Consider the following 19,673-nt stretch of genomic DNA (forward strand, 5'->3'; position numbering starts at 1 on the left):
CCTAGGTGTTTGCGGCAGGCCGGGGACGCGCTCCAGCCGCACGACAGCCTCAGCCCGCGAGCTGCTGCCAGGTCGCGATCACGCTGTCGGGATTCAGCGAGATCGAGGTGATGCCTTCCTGCACCAGCCAGGCCGCGAAGTCCGGGTGGTCGCTGGGGCCCTGGCCGCAGATGCCCACGTACTTGCCCTGCTTCACGCAGGCCTGGATGGCGCGCGAGAGCATCGCCTTCACCGCGGGATCGCGCTCGTCGAAGTCCGCCGCGAGCAGTTCCAGGCCGGAGTCGCGGTCCAGGCCGAGGGTCAGCTGCGTGAGGTCGTTGGAGCCGATGGAGAAGCCGTCGAAGAACTTCAGGAACTCCTCGGCCAGGATCGCATTGCTGGGGATCTCGCACATCATGATCAGCTTGAGATCGTTCTCGCCGCGCTTGAGGCCCTTGTCGGCCAGCAGCTGGGTGACCCGCTCCGCCTGCGACAGCGTGCGCACGAAGGGAACCATCACCTGCACGTTGGTCAGTCCCATCTGCTCGCGCACCCGCAGCAGCGCCTCGCACTCCATCGCGAAGGCTTCGGAGAAGTCCTTGCTGATGTAGCGCGCCGCGCCGCGGAAGCCCAGCATCGGGTTCTCTTCCTCGGGCTCGTAGCGGCTGCCGCCAATGAGCTTGCGGTACTCGTTGGACTTGAAGTCCGACAGGCGCACGATCACCGGCTTGGGCCAGAACGCGGCGGCGATGGTCGCCACGCCCTCGGCCACCTTGTCGACGTAGAAGGCGCGCGGCGAGGCATGGCCGCGCGCCACCGACTCCACCGCCTTCTTCAGGTCGGCGTCGACGTTGGGGTAGTCGAGGATCGCCTTCGGGTGGACGCCGATGTTGTTGTTGATGATGAACTCGAGGCGGGCCAGGCCCACGCCGTGGTTCGGCAGCTGCGCGAAGTCGAAGGCGAGCTGCGGGTTGCCCACGTTCATCGCGATCTTGGTCTTGATCGGCGGCATCTCGCCGCGCTGCACCTCGGTGACCTCGGTCTCCAGCAGGCCGTCGTAGATGAAGCCGGTGTCGCCCTCGGCGCAGCTCACCGTGACCAGCGTGCCGTCCTTCAGCGTCTCGGTGGCGCTGCCGCAGCCGACGACGGCCGGGATGCCCAGTTCGCGCGCGATGATCGCCGCGTGGCAGGTGCGGCCGCCGCGGTTGGTGACGATGGCGCTGGCGCGCTTCATCACCGGCTCCCAGTTGGGGTCGGTCATGTCGGTCACCAGCACGTCGCCGGGCTGCACGCGGTCCATCTCCGCCGTGCTGTGCACCAGGCGCACCGGGCCCGTGCCGACCTTCTGGCCGATCGCGCGGCCTTCGGCGAGCACCGTGCCCTTGCTCTTCAACTTGTAGCGCATCTCGGACTTGCCGTCCTGCTGGCTCTTCACCGTCTCGGGCCGCGCCTGCAGGATGTAGAGCTGGCCGTCGGTGCCGTCCTTGCCCCACTCGATGTCCATCGGCCGGCCGTAGTGCTGCTCGATCACCAGCGCGTAGCGGGCGAGCTCCATCACGTCGTCGTCGGTGAGCGAATAGCGGTTGCGCTGCTCCAGCGGCACGTCGACCGTCTTCACCAGCTTGCCGCTTTGCGCCTTCTCGGCGTCGCTGCTGAACACCATCTGGATCAGCTTGGAGCCGAGGTTGCGGCGGATCACGGACTGCTTGCCCGCCTTGAGCATCGGCTTGTGGACGTAGAACTCGTCCGGGTTCACGGCGCCCTGCACCACCGTCTCGCCCAGGCCGTAGCTGGAGGTGACGAAGACGACGTCGGGAAAGCCCGATTCGGTGTCGATGGTGAACATCACGCCGGCGGCGCCGAGGTCGGAGCGCACCATGCGCTGCACGCCGGCGGACAGCGCGACGTGCTCGTGGGCGAAGCCCTTGTGCACGCGGTAGCTGATGGCGCGGTCGTTGTAGAGGGAGGCGAAGACCTCCTTCATCTTGTGCAGCACGTCGTCGATGCCGACCACGTTCAGGAAGGTTTCCTGCTGGCCGGCGAAGGAGGCGTCGGGCAGGTCTTCCGCCGTCGCCGAGGAGCGCACGGCGAAGCTGGCCTGGGGGTTGCCGGCCGAGAGCTTCTCGAAATGGGCACGGATCTCGCGCTCGAGCTCGGCCGGGAAAGGCTGCGCCTCCAGCCAGCCGCGGATCTCCGCGCCGGCCGCGGCCAGCGCCCGCACGTCTTCGGTATCGAGCTTCGCCAGGCGTTCCTGGATGCGCTTGTCCAGGCCGCCATGCTGCAGGAACTCGCGGAAGGCATGGGCCGTGGTGGCGAAGCCGGTGGGCACGCGCACGCCATGCGGCAGCTGCGAGATCATTTCGCCGAGGCTGGCGTTCTTGCCGCCGACCGCCTCGACGTCGGTCATTCTCAGGTTCTCAAACGGAACGACCAGGGCGGTCGCGCTGAAACGTGCAGACATGGGAAGACTCCGGAAGTTGAAACTGGGTCTGCGCGCAGGCGCATGGCGCGATGGAGCCCCGCCGACGGGCTTTGTGCTTGTTCGAATGGGCTGCGGCGGGTCATCGGCTCGGAATTCGGATAATGGGCGGGATTGTAGGTCCCTATGCACACCCGCACCGTCTTCTTCGTCTCCGATGGCACCGGCATCACGGCCGAGACTTTCGGCAATGCCATCCTGGCCCAATTCGAGTTCAAGCCCAGGCACGTGCGCCTGCCTTTCATCGACACCGTCGACAAGGCGCACCAGGTGGTGCGGCAGATCAACCACACGGCGGAAGTCGAGGGCCGGCGGCCCGTGGTGTTCACCACGCTGGTGAACGTCGAGGTGCTGCAAGTGATCGAGGAAGGCTGCAAGGCGATGGTGCTCGACATGTTCGGCACCTTCGTGCGGCCGCTGGAGATCGAGCTGGGCATGAAGTCGAGCCACCGCGTGGGCCGCTTCTCCGATGTCAGCAAGAGCAAGGAATACCACGACCGCATCGAGGCGATCAACTTCAGCCTGGCGCACGACGACGGCCAGTCCAACCGCGACCTGGAGCAGGCCGACGTGATCCTGATCGGCGTCAGCCGCAGCGGCAAGACGCCGACTTCGCTGTACCTGGCCATGCAGCACGGACTGAAGGCGGCGAACTATCCGCTGATCCCGGAGGACTTCGAGCGCCGCGTGCTGCCCCCGGCGCTGGCGCCGCACCGCAAGAAGCTGTTCGGCCTGACGATCCTGCCGGACCGCCTGAGCGAGATCCGCAACGAGCGCCGGCCCAACTCCCGCTACGCCTCGCTGGAGAACTGCCGCGAGGAGGTCGCGCAGGCCGAGGCGATGATGCGGCGCGAAGGCGTCCGCTGGCTCTCGACCACGACCAAGTCGATCGAGGAGATCGCCACCACGATCCTGCAGGAGATCCGGCCCGAGCGGCTGGAGTACTGAGCCTCGGCTTCACCGGCACGCGCTAGCACAGGGCGCGATAGCCGACACCTAAGACCCCCATGGCCCCTTTCAATGGGAAAAGGGGTGAACATGCCTTATTCTCCATAGACACGATTCATCAACACGTTATCAGCAATAGAGGAAAGCAATGTCCCTGATCAACACCCAAATCCAGCCGTTCAAGACCGAAGCCTTCCACAACGGCAAGTTCGTCCCGGTGAGCGACGAGTCCCTGAAGGGCAAGTGGTCCGTGCTGATCTTCATGCCGGCCGCCTTCACCTTCAACTGCCCCACCGAAGTGGAAGACGCCGCCGACAACTACGCCGAGTTCCAGAAGCTGGGCGCCGAGGTCTACATCGTGACGACGGACACGCACTTCTCGCACAAGGTGTGGCACGAGACCTCGCCCGCCGTGGGCAAGGCCAGGTTCCCCCTGGTCGGCGACCCGACCCACACGCTGACCAACGCCTTCGGCGTGCACATCCCGGAAGAAGGCCTGGCGCTGCGCGGCACCTTCATCATCAACCCGGAAGGCACCATCAAGACGGCCGAGATCCACTCCAACGAGATCGCCCGCGACGTCAAGGAAACGCTGCGCAAGCTGAAGGCTGCCCAGTACACCGCCTCGCACCCGGGCGAAGTCTGCCCGGCCAAGTGGAACGAAGGCGCCAAGACGATCGCCCCGTCGCTGGACCTGGTCGGCAAGATCTAAACGGCACGACCCCCCGCGATCAGGCAGCCGGCCACCCCGGTTGCCGTGTCGCCGCAAAGGGCCCGGCGCGAACCGCCGCGGCCCTTTATTTTTTGCAGAACACGGAAGGATCTCCCATGCTCGAAGCCAGCCTCAAAGCCCAACTCGCCAGCTACCTCGAACGCATCTCGCAGCCCGTCGAGATCCATGCCGCGCTCGACGACACGCCCACCTCGGGCGAGATGCGTGCACTGCTGAAGGACATCGCCGAGACCTCCGGGCTGATCGCCGTGAAGGAAGTGCCGGGTGCCAACGTACGCACGCCCTCCTTCGCGATCAACCGTCCCGGCGAGACCGGCGGCCCGCGCTTCGCCGGCCTGCCCATGGGCCACGAGTTCACCTCGCTGGTGCTGGCGCTGCTGCAGGTAGGCGGTTATCCGCCCAAGGTGGAACAGGCACTGCTGGAGCAGATCCGGGCGCTCGACGGCGACTTCGAGTTCGAGGTCTACGTTTCGCTCACCTGCCACAACTGCCCGGACGTCGTGCAGGCGCTGAACCTGATGGCGGTCCAGAACCCGCGCATCAAGGCCACCATGATCGAGGGCGGCCTGTTCCAGGACGAAATCAGGGAACGCCAGGTCATGGGCGTCCCCACCGTGTTCCTGAACGGCACCTTCTTCGACTCCGGCCGCATGAGCCTGGAAGAGATCGTCGCCAAGATGGACAAGGGCGGCGCCGAACGCGAGGCGAGCAGGATCTCGGAGAAGGCGCCCTTCGACGTGCTGATCGTCGGCGGCGGTCCGGCAGGCGCCGCGGCCGCCGTGTACGCCGCGCGGAAAGGCATCCGCACCGGCATCGCCAGCGAGCGTTTCGGCGGCCAGGTGCTGGACACGCTGGGCATCGAGAACTTCGTGTCCGTGAAGGAAACCGAAGGCCCGAAGTTCGCGCTGGCGCTGGAAGAGCACGTGCGCCACTACGAAGTGGACATCATGAACCTGCAGCGCGCCAAGGCGCTGAAGGGCGGCGACCTGATCGAGATCGAACTCGAGAACGGCGCGAGCCTGAAGGCGAAGACCGTGATCGTCACGACCGGCGCGCGCTGGCGCAACGTCAACGTGCCCGGCGAGAAGGAATTCAGGAACAAGGGCGTGGCCTACTGCCCGCACTGCGACGGCCCGCTCTACAAGGGCAAGCGCGTGGCGGTGATCGGCGGCGGCAACTCCGGCGTGGAGGCGGCGATCGACCTCGCGGGCATCGTGCGGCACGTGACGCTGATCGAATTTGACACGAAGCTGCGCGCCGACGCGGTGCTGCAGAAGAAGCTGCACTCGCTGCCCAACGTGACGGTGCTGCTGAACGCGCAGACCACGGCGATCACCGGCGACCGGAAAGTGGACGGCCTGACCTACAAGGACCGCGCCAGCGGCGAGGAAAAGCGCGTCGAGCTCGAAGGCGTGTTCGTGCAGATCGGCCTGGTGCCCAACACCGAATGGCTCAAGGGCTCGGTGGAGCTGTCCAAGCACGGCGAGATCGTGGTCGACGCCAGGGGCCAGACCTCGGTGCCGGGCGTGTTCGCCGCCGGCGATGCGACGACCGTGCCCTACAAGCAGATCATCATCGCGGCCGGCGACGGCGCGAAGGCCGCGCTGAGCGCCTTCGACCACCTGATCCGCTCGTGACCTGAATGAAAACGCTTCTCACACGCAGGCCGCATGCCTGCGTGTGGAGAAGCGGCGCACGCGATGCGGATTGCGTGACAATACGGCGCAGCCGACAGAAAGGAAACAAGAACATGCAAGGCGATCCGCAAGTCATCCAGCACCTCCAGGCGCAACTGAGGAACGAGCTCACGGCGACCAACCAGTACTTCCTGCACTACCGCATCCTGAAGCACTGGGGTTTCGACAAGCTGGCGAAGAAGGAATACGAGGAGTCGATCGGCGAGATGAAGCACGCCGACAAGCTGATGGAGCGGATCCTGTTCCTCGACGCGTTGCCCAACCTGCAGGACCTGGGCAAGCTTCTGGTCGGCGAGGACGTGCCCGAGATCCTCGATTGCGACCTGCAAAGCGAGCGCGGCGCGCAGGCCGCGGTGAAGGTCGGCATCGCCCATTGCGAAACCGTGCGCGACTACATCTCGCGCGAGATCCTGGAGCGCATCCTCGAGGACACCGAGGAGCACATCGACTACCTCGAAACGCAGATCGACCTGATCGCGAAGGTCGGCCTGCAGAATTACCTGCAGTCGCAGATGGGCGAAGCGGCCAGCTGATCGTCCTTGGCGCTTTCCTGATGCGGCCAGCCTTCGGGCTGGCCGCGTCGTTTCCGGAATCGGCCCCAATAAGATGAGAATCATTCTCATCTGCAGGGTAGAATAAACGCCTCCGCGAGCCAGCCCTCCGTGGCGAGCCAGCCAGCAACCTGACTGTGCCCCGCCATGTCCGCTCTCCACCGCTCCCTGCAACTCACTCCCGTTGCGTTCGCCGCAGCGCTCGCCTTTCACCTGCCTGCCTCGCACGCCCAGACCGCGCCAGCGACCGGTGAACGCACCCTCGCGACCGTGAAGGTCGAAGCGAGCGCCGATGCTTCGGCCGAGGGACTCTCGCCCGCATATCCCGGTGGGCAGGTCGCGCGCGGCGGCCGCGCCGGCATCCTCGGCACGCGGGACGCGCAGGAGACGCCCTTCTCCATCACCAGCTACACCAACGACCTGATCCAGGACCGCCAGGCCCGCAGCGTCGGCGAGGTGCTGCAGAACGACCCCGGCGTGCGGGTGGCGCGCGGCTTCGGCAACTTCCAGGAGTCGTACTTCATCCGCGGCTTCGTCCTGGGCTCGGACGACGTCGCCTACAACGGCCTCTTCAGCCTGTTGCCGCGCCAGTACATCGCCACCGAACTGTTCGAACGCGTCGAGGTGCTGCGCGGCGCCTCCGCCTTCCTCACCGGGGCCAACCCCGGTGGCGGCGGCCTCGGCGGTTCCATCAACCTGCTGCCCAAGCGCGCGACCAAGGAGCCGCTCACGCGGGTCACCGTCGGGGCCGGCAGCGGCGGCCAGGGCAACGTGGCAGCCGACATCGGCCGGCGCTTCGGCCCCGACGGCGCCGCCGGCATCCGCGTCAATGCGGCCTATCGCGACGGCGGCACGGCGGTCGACGGCGAGAAAGCGAAACTGGGCCTGGCATCCGTGGGCCTCGACTGGCGCAGCCGCGACGTGCGCCTGTCCGGTGACCTCGGCTGGCAGGACAACCGCCTGCGCGCCACGCGGCCCAACGTGTCGCTGGGCGCCGTGACCGGCGTCCCCACGCCGCCCGATGCGTCGTCGAACTTCGCGCAGCCCTGGTCCTTTTCGAACGAACGCGACGTGTTCGGCACGCTGCGCGGCGAATGGGACCTGACGCCGGCGACGACGGCCTGGGCCGCCTACGGAGCGCGCCGCAGCAACGAGGCGAACTCGCTCGCCAACCTGACCGTCGACAACGCCACGACCGGCGCCGCCAGCACCTCGCGCTTCGACAACACGCGCAAGGACCGCGTCGACACCGGCGAGGTGGGGCTGCGCGGCAAGCTGCGCACGGGCGCGATCGGCCACGAGTGGGTCGTGTCGGCCGCGCGCTTCCAGGCCGAGCGCGACAACGCCTTCGGCTTCGATTTCCTCAACACGCTGGCCACCAACCTGTACAGGCCGGTGTCCCATCCGCAGCCGGCCTTCGGCCCGTTCACCTTCTTCGGCGGCGACCTGGCCAACCCGGTGCGCACCGGCCGCACGGTGCTGACCAGCTTCGCGGTCGGCGACACCCTGTCGCTCGTCGACGATCGCCTGCTGCTCACGCTCGGCCTGCGCCACCAGAAGCTCGCGATCTCGAGCTACGCCTTCGGCACCGGCGAGCTGCAAAGCACCTATGAGCGCAGCCGCAACAGCCCCGCGGTCGCGGCGGTGTGGAAGTTCGACCGCCAATGGTCCGCCTACGCCAATTACATCGAGGGCCTCACGCAGGGCGACACCGCGCCCGCGACGGCGAACGGCCGACCGGTGGCCAATGCAGGCCGGGCGCTGGCGCCCTACGTGTCCAAGCAGAAGGAGATCGGCGTCAAGTACGACGGCGGTCGCCTCGGCGGCAGCCTCGCGCTGTTCTCCACGCGCAAACCGCGCGGCCTGGTCGACGCCTCCGGCGTGTTCACCGACGGCGGCGCCGACCGCCACCAGGGTGCGGAACTGAACCTGTTCGGCGAAGCCACGCGCGGCCTGCGCCTGCTGGGCGGCGCCACCTGGCTGGACGCCCGCCAGCAATCGACCGGATCGCCCACGACCGACGGCAAGCGCGTCATCGGCGTGCCGCGCTTCCAGGCCACGCTGGGCGCGGAATGGGACGTGCCCGCCTTGCAGCGCCTTGCGCTCGATGCACGCGTGGTCCACACGGGCGGCAGCTACGTCGATTCGGCCAACACGCTGAAGGTGCCGGGCTGGACCCGCCTGGACCTGGGCGCGCGCTACCTCGTCGAAGTGGGCGGCCGCGCCGTGACCTTGCGTGCGCGCGTGGACAACGCGACCAACCGCAACTACTGGGCATCGGCCGGCGGCTTCCCCGGCATCGGCTACCTGGTGGTCGGCGCGCCGCGCACCTTCACCCTGAGCGCCAGCGTCGACTTCTGATGGCCAGCGCCCGCGCCCTCCGCACCTGGTCCTGGCTGCACAAGTGGAGCAGCCTGGTGTGCACGCTCTTCATGCTGCTTCTGTGCATCACCGGACTGCCGCTGATCTTCCACCACGAGATCGGCCACCTGCTCGGGACCGAGGTGGAGGCGCCGGCGATGCCCGCCGGCACGCCGCGCATCAGCCTGGACCGGGCGCTGGCCGCGGCGCAGGCGCGCCACCCGGAGCGGGTGGTGCAGTTCTCGTCGCAGCCGGAGGACAGCCAGGACCTCTGGTTCGTCACGCTCACGCCCACGCCGGCCCCGACCGACGACTTCCACTCGGTCGCCGTCGATGCCCGCACCGGCACCGTGCTGGGCGAGCCGCGTTTCGACGACGGCTTCATGGGCGTGTTGTTCCGCCTGCACGTGGACCTGTTCGCCGGCCTGCCCGGCAAGCTGTTCCTCGGCGCCATGGGCCTGCTGCTGCTGGTGGCGATCGTCTCCGGCGTGGTGCTGTACGCGCCCTTCATGCGCAAGATCGAATTCGGCACGGTGCGGCGCGAGCGCTCGGCGCGGCTGAAATGGCTGGACCTGCACAACCTGCTGGGGATCGTCACCCTCGCCTGGGGTTTCGTGGTCGGCGCCACCGGCGTGGTCAACACCGCCGCCGACCTGCTGCTGCAGTACTGGCAGGCGGACCAGCTCGCCGTGCTGGTGGCTCCCTACAAGGGCCGGGACATCGTGCCGCCGGCCGAGCGCGCACCCGCGCAACAGGCGCTGGACGCGGCCATGAAGGCCGCGCCCGGCACCCGCGTCTCCTTCATCGCCTATCCCGGCACGGTGTTCTCCAGCCCGCACCACTGGACCTTCTACCTGCGCGGCGCCACGCCGCTCACCTCGCGGCTGCTGCAGCCCGTGCTGGTGGACGCGCGCACGGCCCGCGTCACCGCGATGCCGGATCCGCCCTGGTACCTGGCGCTGCTGCTGCTGTCGCAGCCGCTGCACTTCGGCGATTACGGCGGCATGCCGATGAAGTTGCTGTGGGCCCTGCTCGATCTCGCCACGATCGTGGTGCTGGGCAGCGGCTTGTATCTCTGGCTGCAGCGGCGCCAACCGCAGTCCCTCGCGCAGGAAGCCGGCGCCGCGCTGCCGGGAGGTGCGTCGTGAACAGCCCTTTCCTGCGCCTGTGGGGCTGGCCCCTGCTGCTGGCGGTGCTCACCACCAGCGGCCTCGCCTCCGCGCTGTTCTCCGACGGCTGGGGCGATGCCTGGTCCTGGTTCGCGCTGGGCGCGCCGGTGGCGGTGATCGCCTGGTGCTGGCTGCGGCCGCGCCGCCCCTTCAAAGCGAGGCAGTGAGCCAGCCGGCCGCCAATACGGGCGCGCCGAGCAGCAGCACCGCGGTGAGCAAACGCCGCGGCCGCATCTGCGTCCACAGCAAGGTGCCGCTAAGCGCGAGCACCATGAGGCTCGCCGCGATCGAATCCAGCAGCAGCACCCAGAACGCATTGACGCCGGTGGCCATGTGCAGCCGCGTCATCGTGCCGATCAGCGTGGCGTCGAACTTCTCGATGCGTGCGGAGGCGCTGCCCACGAAGTATTCGACCTTGGCGCCGCGCGTCGGATGGGCGAAATGCAGCTCCCAGCGCTCAGGCTGCTGCACGCCGACGCTGTTCCACGAAACGGCGCGTGCCGGTTCGGCCACGATGCGCGGCGGCCGGCCCTCGTAGCCGAAGGCGCGCGAGACCTGCTCGCCCAGTTCGGCCGGCGTGCGCGGCTCACCCTGCAGCCGGTACTGCACGACGCTCTGTTCACCCTTGCTGACGGGCAGCTTCAGCACCGCGCGGTGCGCCAGCACGATGCCGGTCACGCCGAAGAGGAAACCGAAGACAGCGGCCCACAGTCCCAGCCAGCCATGCACCTGGCGCAGCCAGCGCAGGAAGGCGGCGCGCCGGCGCTGCGCGATGGCGGCCGGCGAAGGCTGCGGCCGGCCGCCGCCCATGCCGCCCTGCTCCACGCGCATGGCCTCAGCGCTCCGCATGCTTGGGCGCCAGCGTGCCGGTGCCCGCCGCGGCGAGGCCGTCGCGGCGCACCAGCGTCAGCGTGGCGCGGTGGCGCTTCGCTTCGTAGCGCTGGCCCTGGAACTCGCCCGCCACCGCTTCGCGATGCACCACCTCCAGCACGTACTGCCCGCGCCAGGGCAGCGCCAGCGCCACCTGGCCCTGCTCGTCGGCCTTGTGCTCCTGCTGCCAGCCGTTGGGCGCAGTCACGATCAGCTTCGCGCCGGCGAGAGGCTTGCCGTCGAACAGGACGGCGGCGCGCGGCGCGGCACCGGGAAGCGGCTGCACGTCCAGCCGCAACTCGGGCGCGGCCGGCACCGCCTGCCGCACGGGCCACGGGCTGTAGCGCGCATAGAACAGCGGCTTCACCACGCCGTGGCCGTAGCGGGTCCAGTCCTTCACTGCATAGCCCTCTTCGACCGCGGCCAGGTGCGGGCCGACGCGGCCCTCTCCGAGGAAGGAGCCGGCACGGCGCGCGAGCTTGCGTTCCGCGGCGGCAGAGAGGTCCCACAGCCGCGGTGCCGGCATCTCGTCGAGACGGCCGGGCGACTGCTCGCGCACTTCGGCCGCTTCACCGAAATACAGGCGCGCGGCGTCGCCTTCGCGCTCCAGCCAGAGATAGTGGGCGGCGGCGGGGCCGGCGAACGCCGGCAGCAGCGCGGCGAGCAACAGGTGACGCAGGGAACGTCGGATCATGGTGGACTTCCTCAGATGTGCACGCGCACGGTCAGCAGCACCTGGCGCGGATCGCCGGGCAAGGCGCCGGAGAAGGTCGGCACCGAGTAGTAGCGGCGGTCGGTCAGGTTCTTCACGTTGAGGGCGATGTCGCCCCAGCCCAGCTTGTAGAAGACGGCGGCGTTGTAGACCGTGTAGCCGGGCACGCGCAGCTTCTCGATCGAGTCGGCGAAGGTGTCGCCCTTGTGCACGAGGCCGACGCCGAAGCCGAGGCCCTTCAGCGGACCCTCTTGCAGCTGGTAGGAAGTCCAGAAGGAGGCGGCGAAGCGGGGGGTGGCCGCGAGGAACCGGTCGTGCACGCTCTCGCCGGTGGTGATGCCGGCGATGGACGCGCGCTCGTTGCCGGTGGAGCGGGCATCGACGTAGCTCAGGGCCGAGGTCACGTTCCAGCCCGGCATCGGGTTGCCGATGATGTCCAGTTCCACGCCGCGGCTCTTGGACTGGCCCCCGGGCACCGGATCCGTGCCGGGCGTCAGCGTCACCAGGTAGTTCTTGCGCCGGGTCTCGAACAAGGTGACGTTGACGTTCAGCCTGTCCTGCAGCCAGCTGGTCTTCGCGCCCAGTTCGACCTGGCTCGATTCCTCCGGCAGGCGGTCGAGGTTGGCGCTTTCGCTCTGCACGGCGACGAAGCGGCCCTGGTTCACGCCGCCGAACAGCGAGACGGTCTGCGTCGGCTGGTACACCACGCCCAGCTGCCAGCTCGGGAGCGTGTCGCGCACGTCCAGCTTGCGCTGCACGTTGGCGCGCGTGGGCACGGTCAGCGAATTGCCGATGCCTTCGTCGAACCAATGCGCGCGATCGAGACGCAGGCCGGCACGCGCCTTCCACTGGCTGGAGAGCTCCACCTGGTCCTGCGCGTAGAGCGACACGGTGTCCGAGCCGATCGTCTTGTTGAACGAGGGCGTCAGCGTCTGCGCCGCCAGCGAGGTCTCCGGCACCACGGGCGCGAGCGCGTTGGTGATGTTCGGCAGGTTGAAGTTGAAGCGCACGGTGTCGTTGCGCACCCGCTCGTATTCGGCACCGACCAGCACGGTCTGCTTCAACGGGCCGGCGGGCTTCCAGGTCAGTTCGCTGGAAGCGGTGGTGTACGTGGCCGAATCGCTTTGCGTGCGGCCGGTGCGGCCGCTGAAGACGCCGGCCGCATTGACCGGGTTGCCGCCGGCGTTGCGCACGCTATCGATCTCGCGCCGATCGTGGACCAGGGCCGTACGCACCGACGCCGCCGGCGAGAACTGGTGCTCGTGCACCGCGGTCAGGCGGTCGAGGTCCTGGCTGGAACGGTTGAAGGGGCTGTAGAAGCGGGCGTCGTGCGGGGCGCCGACGATCTGCCCGCGCGTGTTGAACAGGATGCCGTAGTTGTCGATCACGCCGCGGTTCTCGCGGTGGTCCCAGCCCAGGCTCACGCGATCGGTGCCGTTCGGCACGTAATCCAGCTTGCCCACCAGCTCGCGCACGTCGGAGCGCAGGCCGCGGTAGCCGTCGGTGTGGTAGTCGTTGGCGATGATGCGGCCGGCCCAGGCCTCGGACAGCGGGCCGGTGATGTCGGCCGTGACCTGCCGGGTGCCGAGGCCACCGACCGTGGCCGAGGCCTCGGCCTGCAGGCGGCGCTTGGGCTGCTTGGTGGTCAGGTTGATCACGCCGCCGGGCGCGCCGTTGCCGTAGAGGGCGGAACCAGGTCCCTTCAGCACTTCGATCGACTCCACGTCGGCGAAGCTGCGGATGTAGTTCAGCAGCGGCGGGCCGTCCGGCAGGCCGTCGCGCAGGAAGCGGGCGCGCAGGCCGCGGATCACGAAGGCGTCGGCCAGGCCGTAGCCGCCGGCGTAGACCGGCTGCACGCCGCTGGCGTTGCTCAGCGCCTGGCCCATGTTCTTGGCCGCCTGCTCCTCGAGCGCCTCTTTCGGCACGACGCTCACGGACGCGGGCAGGTCCTTCAGCGGCACGGCGATCTTGCTTCCGGTGGAAGTGACGGCGGGCGTGTAGCCCTCGGAGCCGTTGCGGTCCCCGTTGACGGTCACGGTGGGGAGAGAGCGCGTTGCGTCCTGCGCGGACGCAGGCACGGCAAGGGTCAGCAGGCCGCCGCCGACGGCGAGAGCGATGGCGGTGGAGAGACGCGCGGGGCGCGAGGGAGGCAGGGCGAAGCAATCGCTGGCGCGAGCCATGGCAGTTTCCTTGTGGGATTGGTTTTTCTTGTTGGCTGGCCCGGAAACGATCCACGGCTGGCTATGCAACGCATTGTAATGCGAACTATTCTCATTAGTAAACGAGAAACGTTCGCGATGACTCCTTCCCGCCTCAGGTCCGGGCGGCCGCGGGGGTGCGCCGGCCCAGCCAAAGCATCAGGGCGATGGCCGCGAGCATCGCCGCCTGCGAACCCAGTCCCTGCACCGTGGCGTGGATCCCCAGCAGCGGCAAGTTGACGAAGTGCACCGGCGTGGCGTGCAGGACGCCCGCCTCCTGCAGCGCCGCCACGCCGTGGCCCACGAACACCACGGCCATCACCACCAGCAGCGCCGACGTCGCGGTGAAGAAGGGACCGAGCGGCAGCCGCACGCTGAAACGCAGGATCGCCCAGCCGGTGATGGCCAGCAAGGCGACGGCCGTCCCCATGCCGGCCAGCACCGCCCCCTGGCGTTCGGCGCCGGCCTGCACCCACAGCGTCTGGTAGAAAAGGATGATCTCGAACAGCTCGCGGTACACCGCCAGGAAGGAGATTCCGGCCATCGCCCACAGCGTGCGCTTCTCGAGCGCCGCGCTGACATGCTCGCGGATGAAGGTGGCCCAGGCCTGCGCGTTCGACTTGCCATGCAGCCAGTAGCCCACGTAGAGCAGCATGGCGGCGGCCACCAGCGCGGTGATGCCTTCGGTCATTTCGCGGCCGGCGCCGCTGAAGTTCAGCAGCCTGCCCGCGACGAACCAGGTCGCCACGCCCAGCAGGATCGCCCCGCCCCAACCCGCGTGGATGTAGGGCAGCGCATCGCGGCGTCCCGTCTTGCGCACGAAGGCGATGATGGCGGCGAGCACGAGGATCGCCTCGAGGCCTTCACGCAGCAGGATCAGCAGCGAGCTGACGAAAGCCGCTTCGGCGGACATGGCGTCGCCCGAGAGCCGCTCGGCGGCGCGATCCAGCAGCGCGTCGATGCGGCCCACCTGCGCTTCCATCGCCTGCACGGGAACGGCGGAATCGATCGCGGTGCGCAAGGCCATCATCTCGCGCTCGGTCTCCTTGCGCAGGTCGGCATCGACGTTGTCCAGGCCCGCCTCGACCAGCTCGAAGCCCTCGAGATAGGCGGTGATCGCCGCCTGGCGCGCGGCCTGGCGGTCGCCCTTGCGATAAGCCGCGATGGAGTCCTGCAGGCGTGCGCGCGCGATCGACAGGGGATCGGCACGCACCGCGGCCAGCGCTTCCGGGCGCGCGGTGAGGAAGGCGCGCACCGCATCCAGATCCGCGCCACCCTGCTGCTGCACGGCCTGCGGCGCGCTGGTGACCAGCGCCCGCAGGTTGCCCAGCGCCTCGCGGCCGCCGCCCTGCGTCCACAGGGTCTCGCCGCGCGCCACGGTGTCGGCGGGCGCGCGCATGCCCGCGGCCAGGAAGGCCAGGGCCCAGCGATCGCCCTCGTTGAATTCGGAGAACGCGCGCATCGGCGTGCCGCCGACCCCCAGCGTGATCGTGTTGTAGAGGCCGTAGATGCTGCGCTGCTTCATGCGCGCGTCATCGTGGAAGTTGCTGGGCGAAGGATCCATGCCCTTGGCCAGCGGCCCGTCGCCGCGACCGGCCGCGCCATGGCAAGCCGCGCAGTTCGCCGCGAACAGCTGCGCGGCGCGCTGCAGGTCGGGCGCTTGCCGCGGCGCCACCGCCAGCTTGTAGACGCGCACCACGTCGGCTACGACAGCGCGTGCCAGGGAGGAGACTTCCGCACCGTCCTCCTTGGCGTCGACGCGCGCCAGCAGCTGGCGGGCTTTCGCGAGCACCGCCTCCTTGCCCTCGGCCGCCGGCAGCTGCTCCAGCAGCTTGACCGACTGCCCGGCGAATTCGCGCTGTTCCTGGTATTCGGATTCGTCGAGGACCTTGCCGTCCTTCACGAACCCGGGGTAGTCGACGCTGACGTAGTCCAGCATGTGGATCACGGTCTGCGCCTGTTCCTCGGAGGTGGCTGCCCCAGCGGCGAAGCCAGAGAGGGCGAGTGCGATCGCGACGCAGGCACGCAGGAAGAAGCGGGCGAAGGCTGGCTGTGCACGCATGGATGCTCTCCTTAGAGGTCGACTTGCAGGCTCAGCTGCACCGCGCGGCCCGGCTGGGGCATGCGGCCCTGGCTGTAATCCACGCCGCGGAAGTAGTAGTCGCGGTCGAACAGGTTGTTGATGCCCAGGCCGGCCTTCATGCGGGTGCCACCCCACTCGAAGGCGTAGCCCACGTGAGCATTCCACAGCCAGTAGGACGGGATGCGGCCGACGGACCCGGTCGCGTTCTCCGCCACCGTGTTGGCGCCGTCGCTGAACATGGCGCCCTGGTAGTGGCCATGAAGGTTCCAGGTCCAGCCGTTGGTGCGGTAGCCGGCGGCAAGCGCGAGCTGGTGGCGCGGCGCGTACGGCAGATCCTTGCCGCGGAAAGCGCCCGAGAGCTGCTCGGTGTCGACCTGCGTGTAGGCCGCGCCCAGTTCCAGTCCGCGCAGCGCCTCCGGCCGCCACTTCGCCTCGAGTTCGGCGCCCTGGTGCACCGCTTGCCCGAGGTTGCGGAAGCCGGTCGCCGCGTTGACGAATTCCAGCTTGTTGTCGAAGCTGAAGCGGAATGCGGTCAGCGACAGGTCCACCTGCGGCGTGGCGGCCCAGCGCGCGCCGGCCTCGTAGTTCTTCGCCCGCTCCGCGGCCAGGTCGCCGCCGAAGGTGATCTGCGTGAACTGCACCGGCCGCAGCGAACGGTGTGCATTGGCGAACAGGAAGACGCTGGGCGTGACCTGGTAACCAACATCCAGGCCGGGCAGCCAATCCTGGGTGGTGTCGCGGTTCTCCGCGCGCGTCGCGTTGTTGCGATAGAACAGGCGCACGTCCTCGTGGCGCACGCCGGGCGTCACCTTCAGCTTGCCATCCAGCAGCGAGAAGGTGTCGCTCAGGTAGGCGGCATAGGCGTCGTTCTCGAAGCGCCAGTTGCGCGTGACCGCGTACGCGCCGGTGGCGAGCGTGCGCGCATCGACCTTGTAGTCGACTTCCTCGCGCATGTAGCGCATGCCGAGCATCACCTTCTGGGGGACGGCGCCGCCGACGTTGAAACTGACGCTGGGCTCGCTGCCGTAGACCTTGAACTGGCGCGGCGAGGTCTGCAGTTGCGTCGAAGCGGCGTCGGCGTTGGTGGCGTTGCCGAAGGCGAAGATGCGCTCGCTGCGGTGGCCGAAGTTCTTCCAGTTGAACTCGCCGCCGTTGCCGAAGCGATGCGTGTAGGTGAGGTTGCCGCGGGTGGTGTCGCCGTCGAAGCGGTCCAGCGGCCGCGTCGAGCGCGTGCGGTCCTGCGCGTAGGTGCGCGGCGTGAGCGCACCGGGCAGCTCGTTGCGCGTCTCGTAACGCTGCAGGCCGGCGCGGATCTCCGACTGCCCGGTCAGCAGCCACTCGGTGTCCAGCATCAGGTTGCGCACCGACGTGTCCGAGTGCGCACGCTCGCCCTGCCCCTCGATCACGTTCGCCTGCAGCTGCAGGCCGACGCGGTCGTTGACGAAGCCGCCGATGCGGGCATGGCTGTCGGAGAGCACGTTGCCACCGCGCGAGACGGTCACCGACTGCTTCGCCGTGAGCGCGGTCTTGGCCGGGATGCGCCGGGTGATGAAGTTGATCACCCCGCCCACGTTGTTGGGCCCGTAGTGCACGGCCACGCCGCCGCGCGCGACGTCGATGGCCTCGATGGCCTCCATCGTCAAGGGGAACAGCGAGGCGCCGGTCTGGCCGTATGGGGCCAGCGTCACGGGGATGCCGTCCTGCAGCAGCAGCACCTGCTCGCTGCGCAGCGGATTGAGGCCGCGCACCCCGATGTTGGGCAGGATGCCGGTGCCGCTTTCGTCGGTGACGGTCACGCCCGGCACTTGCCGCAGCGCGTCTTCCAGCGAGCGGGCGCCGGTTTCCTTCAGGGCCCGCTCTTCCAGCACGGTGCGCGCGCCCGGGTGCTTCCGGGCGGCCGCCTCGGTCGGGGCCCCGAGCCAGTCGGAAGGCACCGTGACCGTGGGCAGGGTTGCCTGCACCGCAGGAGCGGCCTGGGCCTGCACCGCCGCGGGAACGGCGGCAGCCAGGAGCAACTGCACGGCCGCGAACACGGGGGTGGCGGCCAGGCCGCGCGAGTTTCTTTCTGGGGTCATCTCTGTTATTGGCTTGTCGTCGTCGGGAGAGCGGTCGTCATGGCGCCAGCCGGGCTGCACATAGAATCATCGATTAAATGAGAATGATTCGTATTGTAGTTCAATGAAACGTGCTGCTATCCGACGGATGTGGCTGAAAGCCCATCGCTATTGCGCCCTGACTCTGGGCTGGCTGCTGGTGCTCGCCGCGCTGCTTGGAGCCGCCCTCACGGTGGCGCATCCGCTGGACCAGGCGCTGCACCCGGGACTGTTCGCGCGCGGGGCCCAGAACGGCGCGGCGTCCTGTCGGCTGGAAACGGTGCAAGCCCGCCTGCTCAGCGAGTTCGGGCCGACGGCCAGCTACACCTTCAGGCCGCCACGGGAAGCCGCGGACACGCTGTGGGTCCGCGTCCGCGGCGGCTGGAACGGCACGGTCTACGTCGACCCCTCCGATTGCCGCGAACGTGGCCGGCGCGGGGAACGCGAAGGCTTCTACAACCTGCTGTTCGAACTCCACAGCGCGCTGCTGCTCGGCGAACGCGGGCAGGCGGTACTCACGACCGCGGCCGCGACCTACCTCGCGCTGCTGCTGTCCGGACTGGTGCTCTGGTGGCCGAACCGCTGGCCGCCCAGGCTGCAGGTGCGCTGGAGTGCCGGCGCGCTGCGCAGCGTGTTCGACCTCCACGGCCTGGGCGGAGCTTTCCTCGGACTGTTCCTCGCGGTCGCGGTCGCCACCGGCGCCTACATGTCCTGGCCGCCGCTACGCCCCTTCGTGAGCAGCCTCGCCGGCGAGCGACCCGCGCCGGCCCCAGTCGTGCCGCGCGCCGCCGCGGCGGCGTCCGCCATGCCCCTCGACCAGCTGGTCCGCATCGCGCAGGCCCGCTGGCCCCAAGGCAAGGTGGGCTCCGTGATATCGGGCGGCGACACCGCGCGGCCGGTGCGGGTCCGGCTCAAGCTGCCGGACGACCCGCACCCGGTCGGCCTGAGCTCGGTGTGGCTGCACCCGGCAACCGGCGAGGTGCTGGCTCTCCAGCGATGGGACCAGCTGGACCTCGGCCACAAGGCGATTTCCGTGATCTACCCGCTGCACACCGGCGACCTGGGTGGGCCGCTCCATGCCGTGCTGGTCGGCCTGCTGGGGCTGGCACTGGCCGGACTCGGCGGCTCGGGTCTGTGGCTGTGGTGGCGCCGCCGCCCGGCCACTTCCCGCAACTGGATGCGGCCCAATTCCCGACCTTTGGAGAGATAGGGGCTTTGCAAATAAGAAGGATTCGCATTTATACTGACCCCAGTTTCAACGCCAACAGGTCCGAAGTCCATGATCGTCTGTGTCTGCCGCCGCGTCTCCGATCGAGAGATTGCCCGCCATGCACGTGCCGGGATGAGCTTCGACGAGATCCAGTTCGAGCTGGGCGTCGCCACCCAGTGCGGCAACTGCGAAACCTGCGCCCGCGGCATCGTCGAGCAGTGCTGCTCCTCCCATCCCGTCGCCGCCCTGCACTCCGAAGCGGTGGTGCAGGTCTCCCCCGCCATCCGGGACAGCCGCGCATGGGCTCCCTCGCCCTCGTCGGCGGCCTGATCTTCGCCCTGGGCGCTGCCTGGTGGGCCTGCAAGGGCCGCTGAGGCCGCCCGTCAGAGCATGTCCGTTTCCCTGATCCATCGCGACCCGATGTCGCACAACACGCGCAATGCGCTCATCGCCGGCAGCGTCGTGCTGCTGCACGTGGCCGCGCTGTGGGCGCTGCAGACGGGCCTGCTGCGCCGCGCTGCCGAAGTGATCGTGCCGGTCGAGCTGCTGAGCGCGATCATCACGCCGCCGCAACCACAGGTCGCGCCGGC

15 protein-coding genes and 1 pseudogene are annotated in these 19,673 nt (G+C 68.8%); 10 read left to right on the forward strand and 6 right to left on the reverse strand.

From position 1 onward, the window contains the following. Positions 1 to 49: 49 nt before the first annotated feature. Positions 50 to 2,440, reverse strand: a complete 2,391-nt coding sequence (ppsA, locus tag VF522_RS12975) for a phosphoenolpyruvate synthase (RefSeq protein WP_330908689.1) — start codon at positions 2,438 to 2,440, stop codon at positions 50 to 52. Positions 2,441 to 2,584: 144 nt separating this feature from the next. Between ppsA and ppsR the strand changes: the two genes are divergently transcribed. The 7 genes from ppsR to VF522_RS13010 all read left to right on the forward strand — a co-directional run bounded on the left by ppsR (position 2,585) and on the right by VF522_RS13010 (position 10,084). After that, positions 2,585 to 3,406 (forward strand): posphoenolpyruvate synthetase regulatory kinase/phosphorylase PpsR, encoded by an 822-nt coding sequence (gene ppsR / locus VF522_RS12980; RefSeq protein WP_330908690.1) that lies wholly within the window; start codon positions 2,585 to 2,587, stop codon positions 3,404 to 3,406. 148 nt (positions 3,407 to 3,554) lie between these two features. Then, on the forward strand, positions 3,555 to 4,118 hold the full coding sequence (gene ahpC, locus VF522_RS12985; protein WP_330908691.1) for an alkyl hydroperoxide reductase subunit C: 564 nt from the start codon (positions 3,555 to 3,557) through the stop codon (positions 4,116 to 4,118). Positions 4,119 to 4,234: 116 nt separating this feature from the next. After that, complete coding sequence (gene ahpF / locus VF522_RS12990; RefSeq protein WP_330908692.1) at positions 4,235 to 5,776, forward strand: alkyl hydroperoxide reductase subunit F; 1,542 nt, start codon at positions 4,235 to 4,237, stop codon at positions 5,774 to 5,776. 113 nt (positions 5,777 to 5,889) lie between these two features. Then, entirely contained in the window at positions 5,890 to 6,369 is a 480-nt protein-coding gene (bfr, locus tag VF522_RS12995; protein ID WP_330908693.1) for a bacterioferritin, read from the forward strand. A gap of 165 nt (positions 6,370 to 6,534) precedes the next feature. Beyond that, positions 6,535 to 8,748, forward strand: coding sequence for a TonB-dependent receptor (locus VF522_RS13000; protein ID WP_330908694.1), 2,214 nt, complete (start codon positions 6,535 to 6,537; stop codon positions 8,746 to 8,748). Then, a complete protein-coding gene (locus VF522_RS13005) occupies positions 8,748 to 9,896 on the forward strand; it encodes a PepSY-associated TM helix domain-containing protein (RefSeq protein WP_330908695.1) in 1,149 nt (382 codons plus the stop codon). Before VF522_RS13000 ends, VF522_RS13005 begins: the two co-directional genes overlap by 1 nt. Continuing rightward, positions 9,893 to 10,084 carry a hypothetical protein gene (locus tag VF522_RS13010; RefSeq protein WP_330908696.1) on the forward strand — a complete coding sequence of 64 codons (192 nt, stop codon included), beginning with the start codon at positions 9,893 to 9,895 and terminating at the stop codon, positions 10,082 to 10,084. Before VF522_RS13005 ends, VF522_RS13010 begins: the two co-directional genes overlap by 4 nt. On the opposite strand, the gene VF522_RS13015 is transcribed toward VF522_RS13010, so the two are convergent. From VF522_RS13015 to VF522_RS13035, 5 genes are all read right to left on the reverse strand, one after another. Further along, positions 10,068 to 10,766 carry a PepSY-associated TM helix domain-containing protein gene (locus VF522_RS13015; protein WP_330908697.1) on the reverse strand — a complete coding sequence of 233 codons (699 nt, stop codon included), beginning with the start codon at positions 10,764 to 10,766 and terminating at the stop codon, positions 10,068 to 10,070. The two genes, VF522_RS13010 and VF522_RS13015, sit on opposite strands and share 17 nt — an antisense overlap. Next, entirely contained in the window at positions 10,753 to 11,481 is a 729-nt protein-coding gene (locus VF522_RS13020; protein ID WP_330908698.1) for a DUF4198 domain-containing protein, read from the reverse strand. Before VF522_RS13020 ends, VF522_RS13015 begins: the two co-directional genes overlap by 14 nt. Positions 11,482 to 11,492: 11 nt before the next feature. After that, entirely contained in the window at positions 11,493 to 13,679 is a 2,187-nt protein-coding gene (locus tag VF522_RS13025; RefSeq protein ID WP_330908699.1) for a TonB-dependent receptor, read from the reverse strand. 133 nt (positions 13,680 to 13,812) lie between these two features. After that, a complete protein-coding gene (locus tag VF522_RS13030) occupies positions 13,813 to 15,759 on the reverse strand; it encodes a cytochrome c/FTR1 family iron permease (protein WP_330908700.1) in 1,947 nt (648 codons plus the stop codon). Positions 15,760 to 15,770: 11 nt separating this feature from the next. Then, complete coding sequence (locus tag VF522_RS13035; protein ID WP_330908701.1) at positions 15,771 to 17,855, reverse strand: TonB-dependent siderophore receptor; 2,085 nt, start codon at positions 17,853 to 17,855, stop codon at positions 15,771 to 15,773. A 127-nt stretch (positions 17,856 to 17,982) separates the two neighbouring features. On the opposite strand from VF522_RS13035, the gene VF522_RS13040 reads away from it, so the two are divergent. The 3 genes and pseudogenes from VF522_RS13040 to VF522_RS13050 form a co-directional block, all read left to right on the forward strand. After that, positions 17,983 to 19,083 carry a PepSY-associated TM helix domain-containing protein gene (locus VF522_RS13040; RefSeq protein WP_330908702.1) on the forward strand — a complete coding sequence of 367 codons (1,101 nt, stop codon included), beginning with the start codon at positions 17,983 to 17,985 and terminating at the stop codon, positions 19,081 to 19,083. Positions 19,084 to 19,152: 69 nt separating this feature from the next. Then, a complete protein-coding gene (locus tag VF522_RS13045; protein WP_330908703.1) occupies positions 19,153 to 19,413 on the forward strand; it encodes a (2Fe-2S)-binding protein in 261 nt (86 codons plus the stop codon). 60 nt (positions 19,414 to 19,473) lie between these two features. After that, positions 19,474 to 19,673, forward strand: a pseudogene (locus VF522_RS13050) (hypothetical protein); the annotation flags it as partial.

The sequence above is a fragment of the Ramlibacter sp. genome, from assembly GCF_036383835.1.
GTDB lineage: Bacteria > Pseudomonadota > Gammaproteobacteria > Burkholderiales > Burkholderiaceae_C > Ramlibacter.

Bases quoted from the DNA above. Each gene is read 5' to 3' on its own strand.
- ppsA (WP_330908689.1), bottom strand. From the start codon at position 2,440: ATGTCTGCACGTTTCAGCGCGACCGCCCTGGTCGTTCCGTTTGAGAAC.
- ppsR (WP_330908690.1), top strand. From the start codon at position 2,585: ATGCACACCCGCACCGTCTTCTTCGTCTCCGATGGCACCGGCATCACG.
- ahpC (WP_330908691.1), top strand. From the start codon at position 3,555: ATGTCCCTGATCAACACCCAAATCCAGCCGTTCAAGACCGAAGCCTTC.
- ahpF (WP_330908692.1), top strand. From the start codon at position 4,235: ATGCTCGAAGCCAGCCTCAAAGCCCAACTCGCCAGCTACCTCGAACGC.
- bfr (WP_330908693.1), top strand. From the start codon at position 5,890: ATGCAAGGCGATCCGCAAGTCATCCAGCACCTCCAGGCGCAACTGAGG.
- VF522_RS13000 (WP_330908694.1), top strand. From the start codon at position 6,535: ATGTCCGCTCTCCACCGCTCCCTGCAACTCACTCCCGTTGCGTTCGCC.
- VF522_RS13005 (WP_330908695.1), top strand. From the start codon at position 8,748: ATGGCCAGCGCCCGCGCCCTCCGCACCTGGTCCTGGCTGCACAAGTGG.
- VF522_RS13015 (WP_330908697.1), bottom strand. From the start codon at position 10,766: ATGCGGAGCGCTGAGGCCATGCGCGTGGAGCAGGGCGGCATGGGCGGC.
- VF522_RS13020 (WP_330908698.1), bottom strand. From the start codon at position 11,481: ATGATCCGACGTTCCCTGCGTCACCTGTTGCTCGCCGCGCTGCTGCCG.
- VF522_RS13025 (WP_330908699.1), bottom strand. From the start codon at position 13,679: ATGGCTCGCGCCAGCGATTGCTTCGCCCTGCCTCCCTCGCGCCCCGCG.
- VF522_RS13030 (WP_330908700.1), bottom strand. From the start codon at position 15,759: ATGCGTGCACAGCCAGCCTTCGCCCGCTTCTTCCTGCGTGCCTGCGTC.
- VF522_RS13035 (WP_330908701.1), bottom strand. From the start codon at position 17,855: ATGACCCCAGAAAGAAACTCGCGCGGCCTGGCCGCCACCCCCGTGTTC.
- VF522_RS13040 (WP_330908702.1), top strand. From the start codon at position 17,983: ATGTGGCTGAAAGCCCATCGCTATTGCGCCCTGACTCTGGGCTGGCTG.
- VF522_RS13045 (WP_330908703.1), top strand. From the start codon at position 19,153: ATGATCGTCTGTGTCTGCCGCCGCGTCTCCGATCGAGAGATTGCCCGC.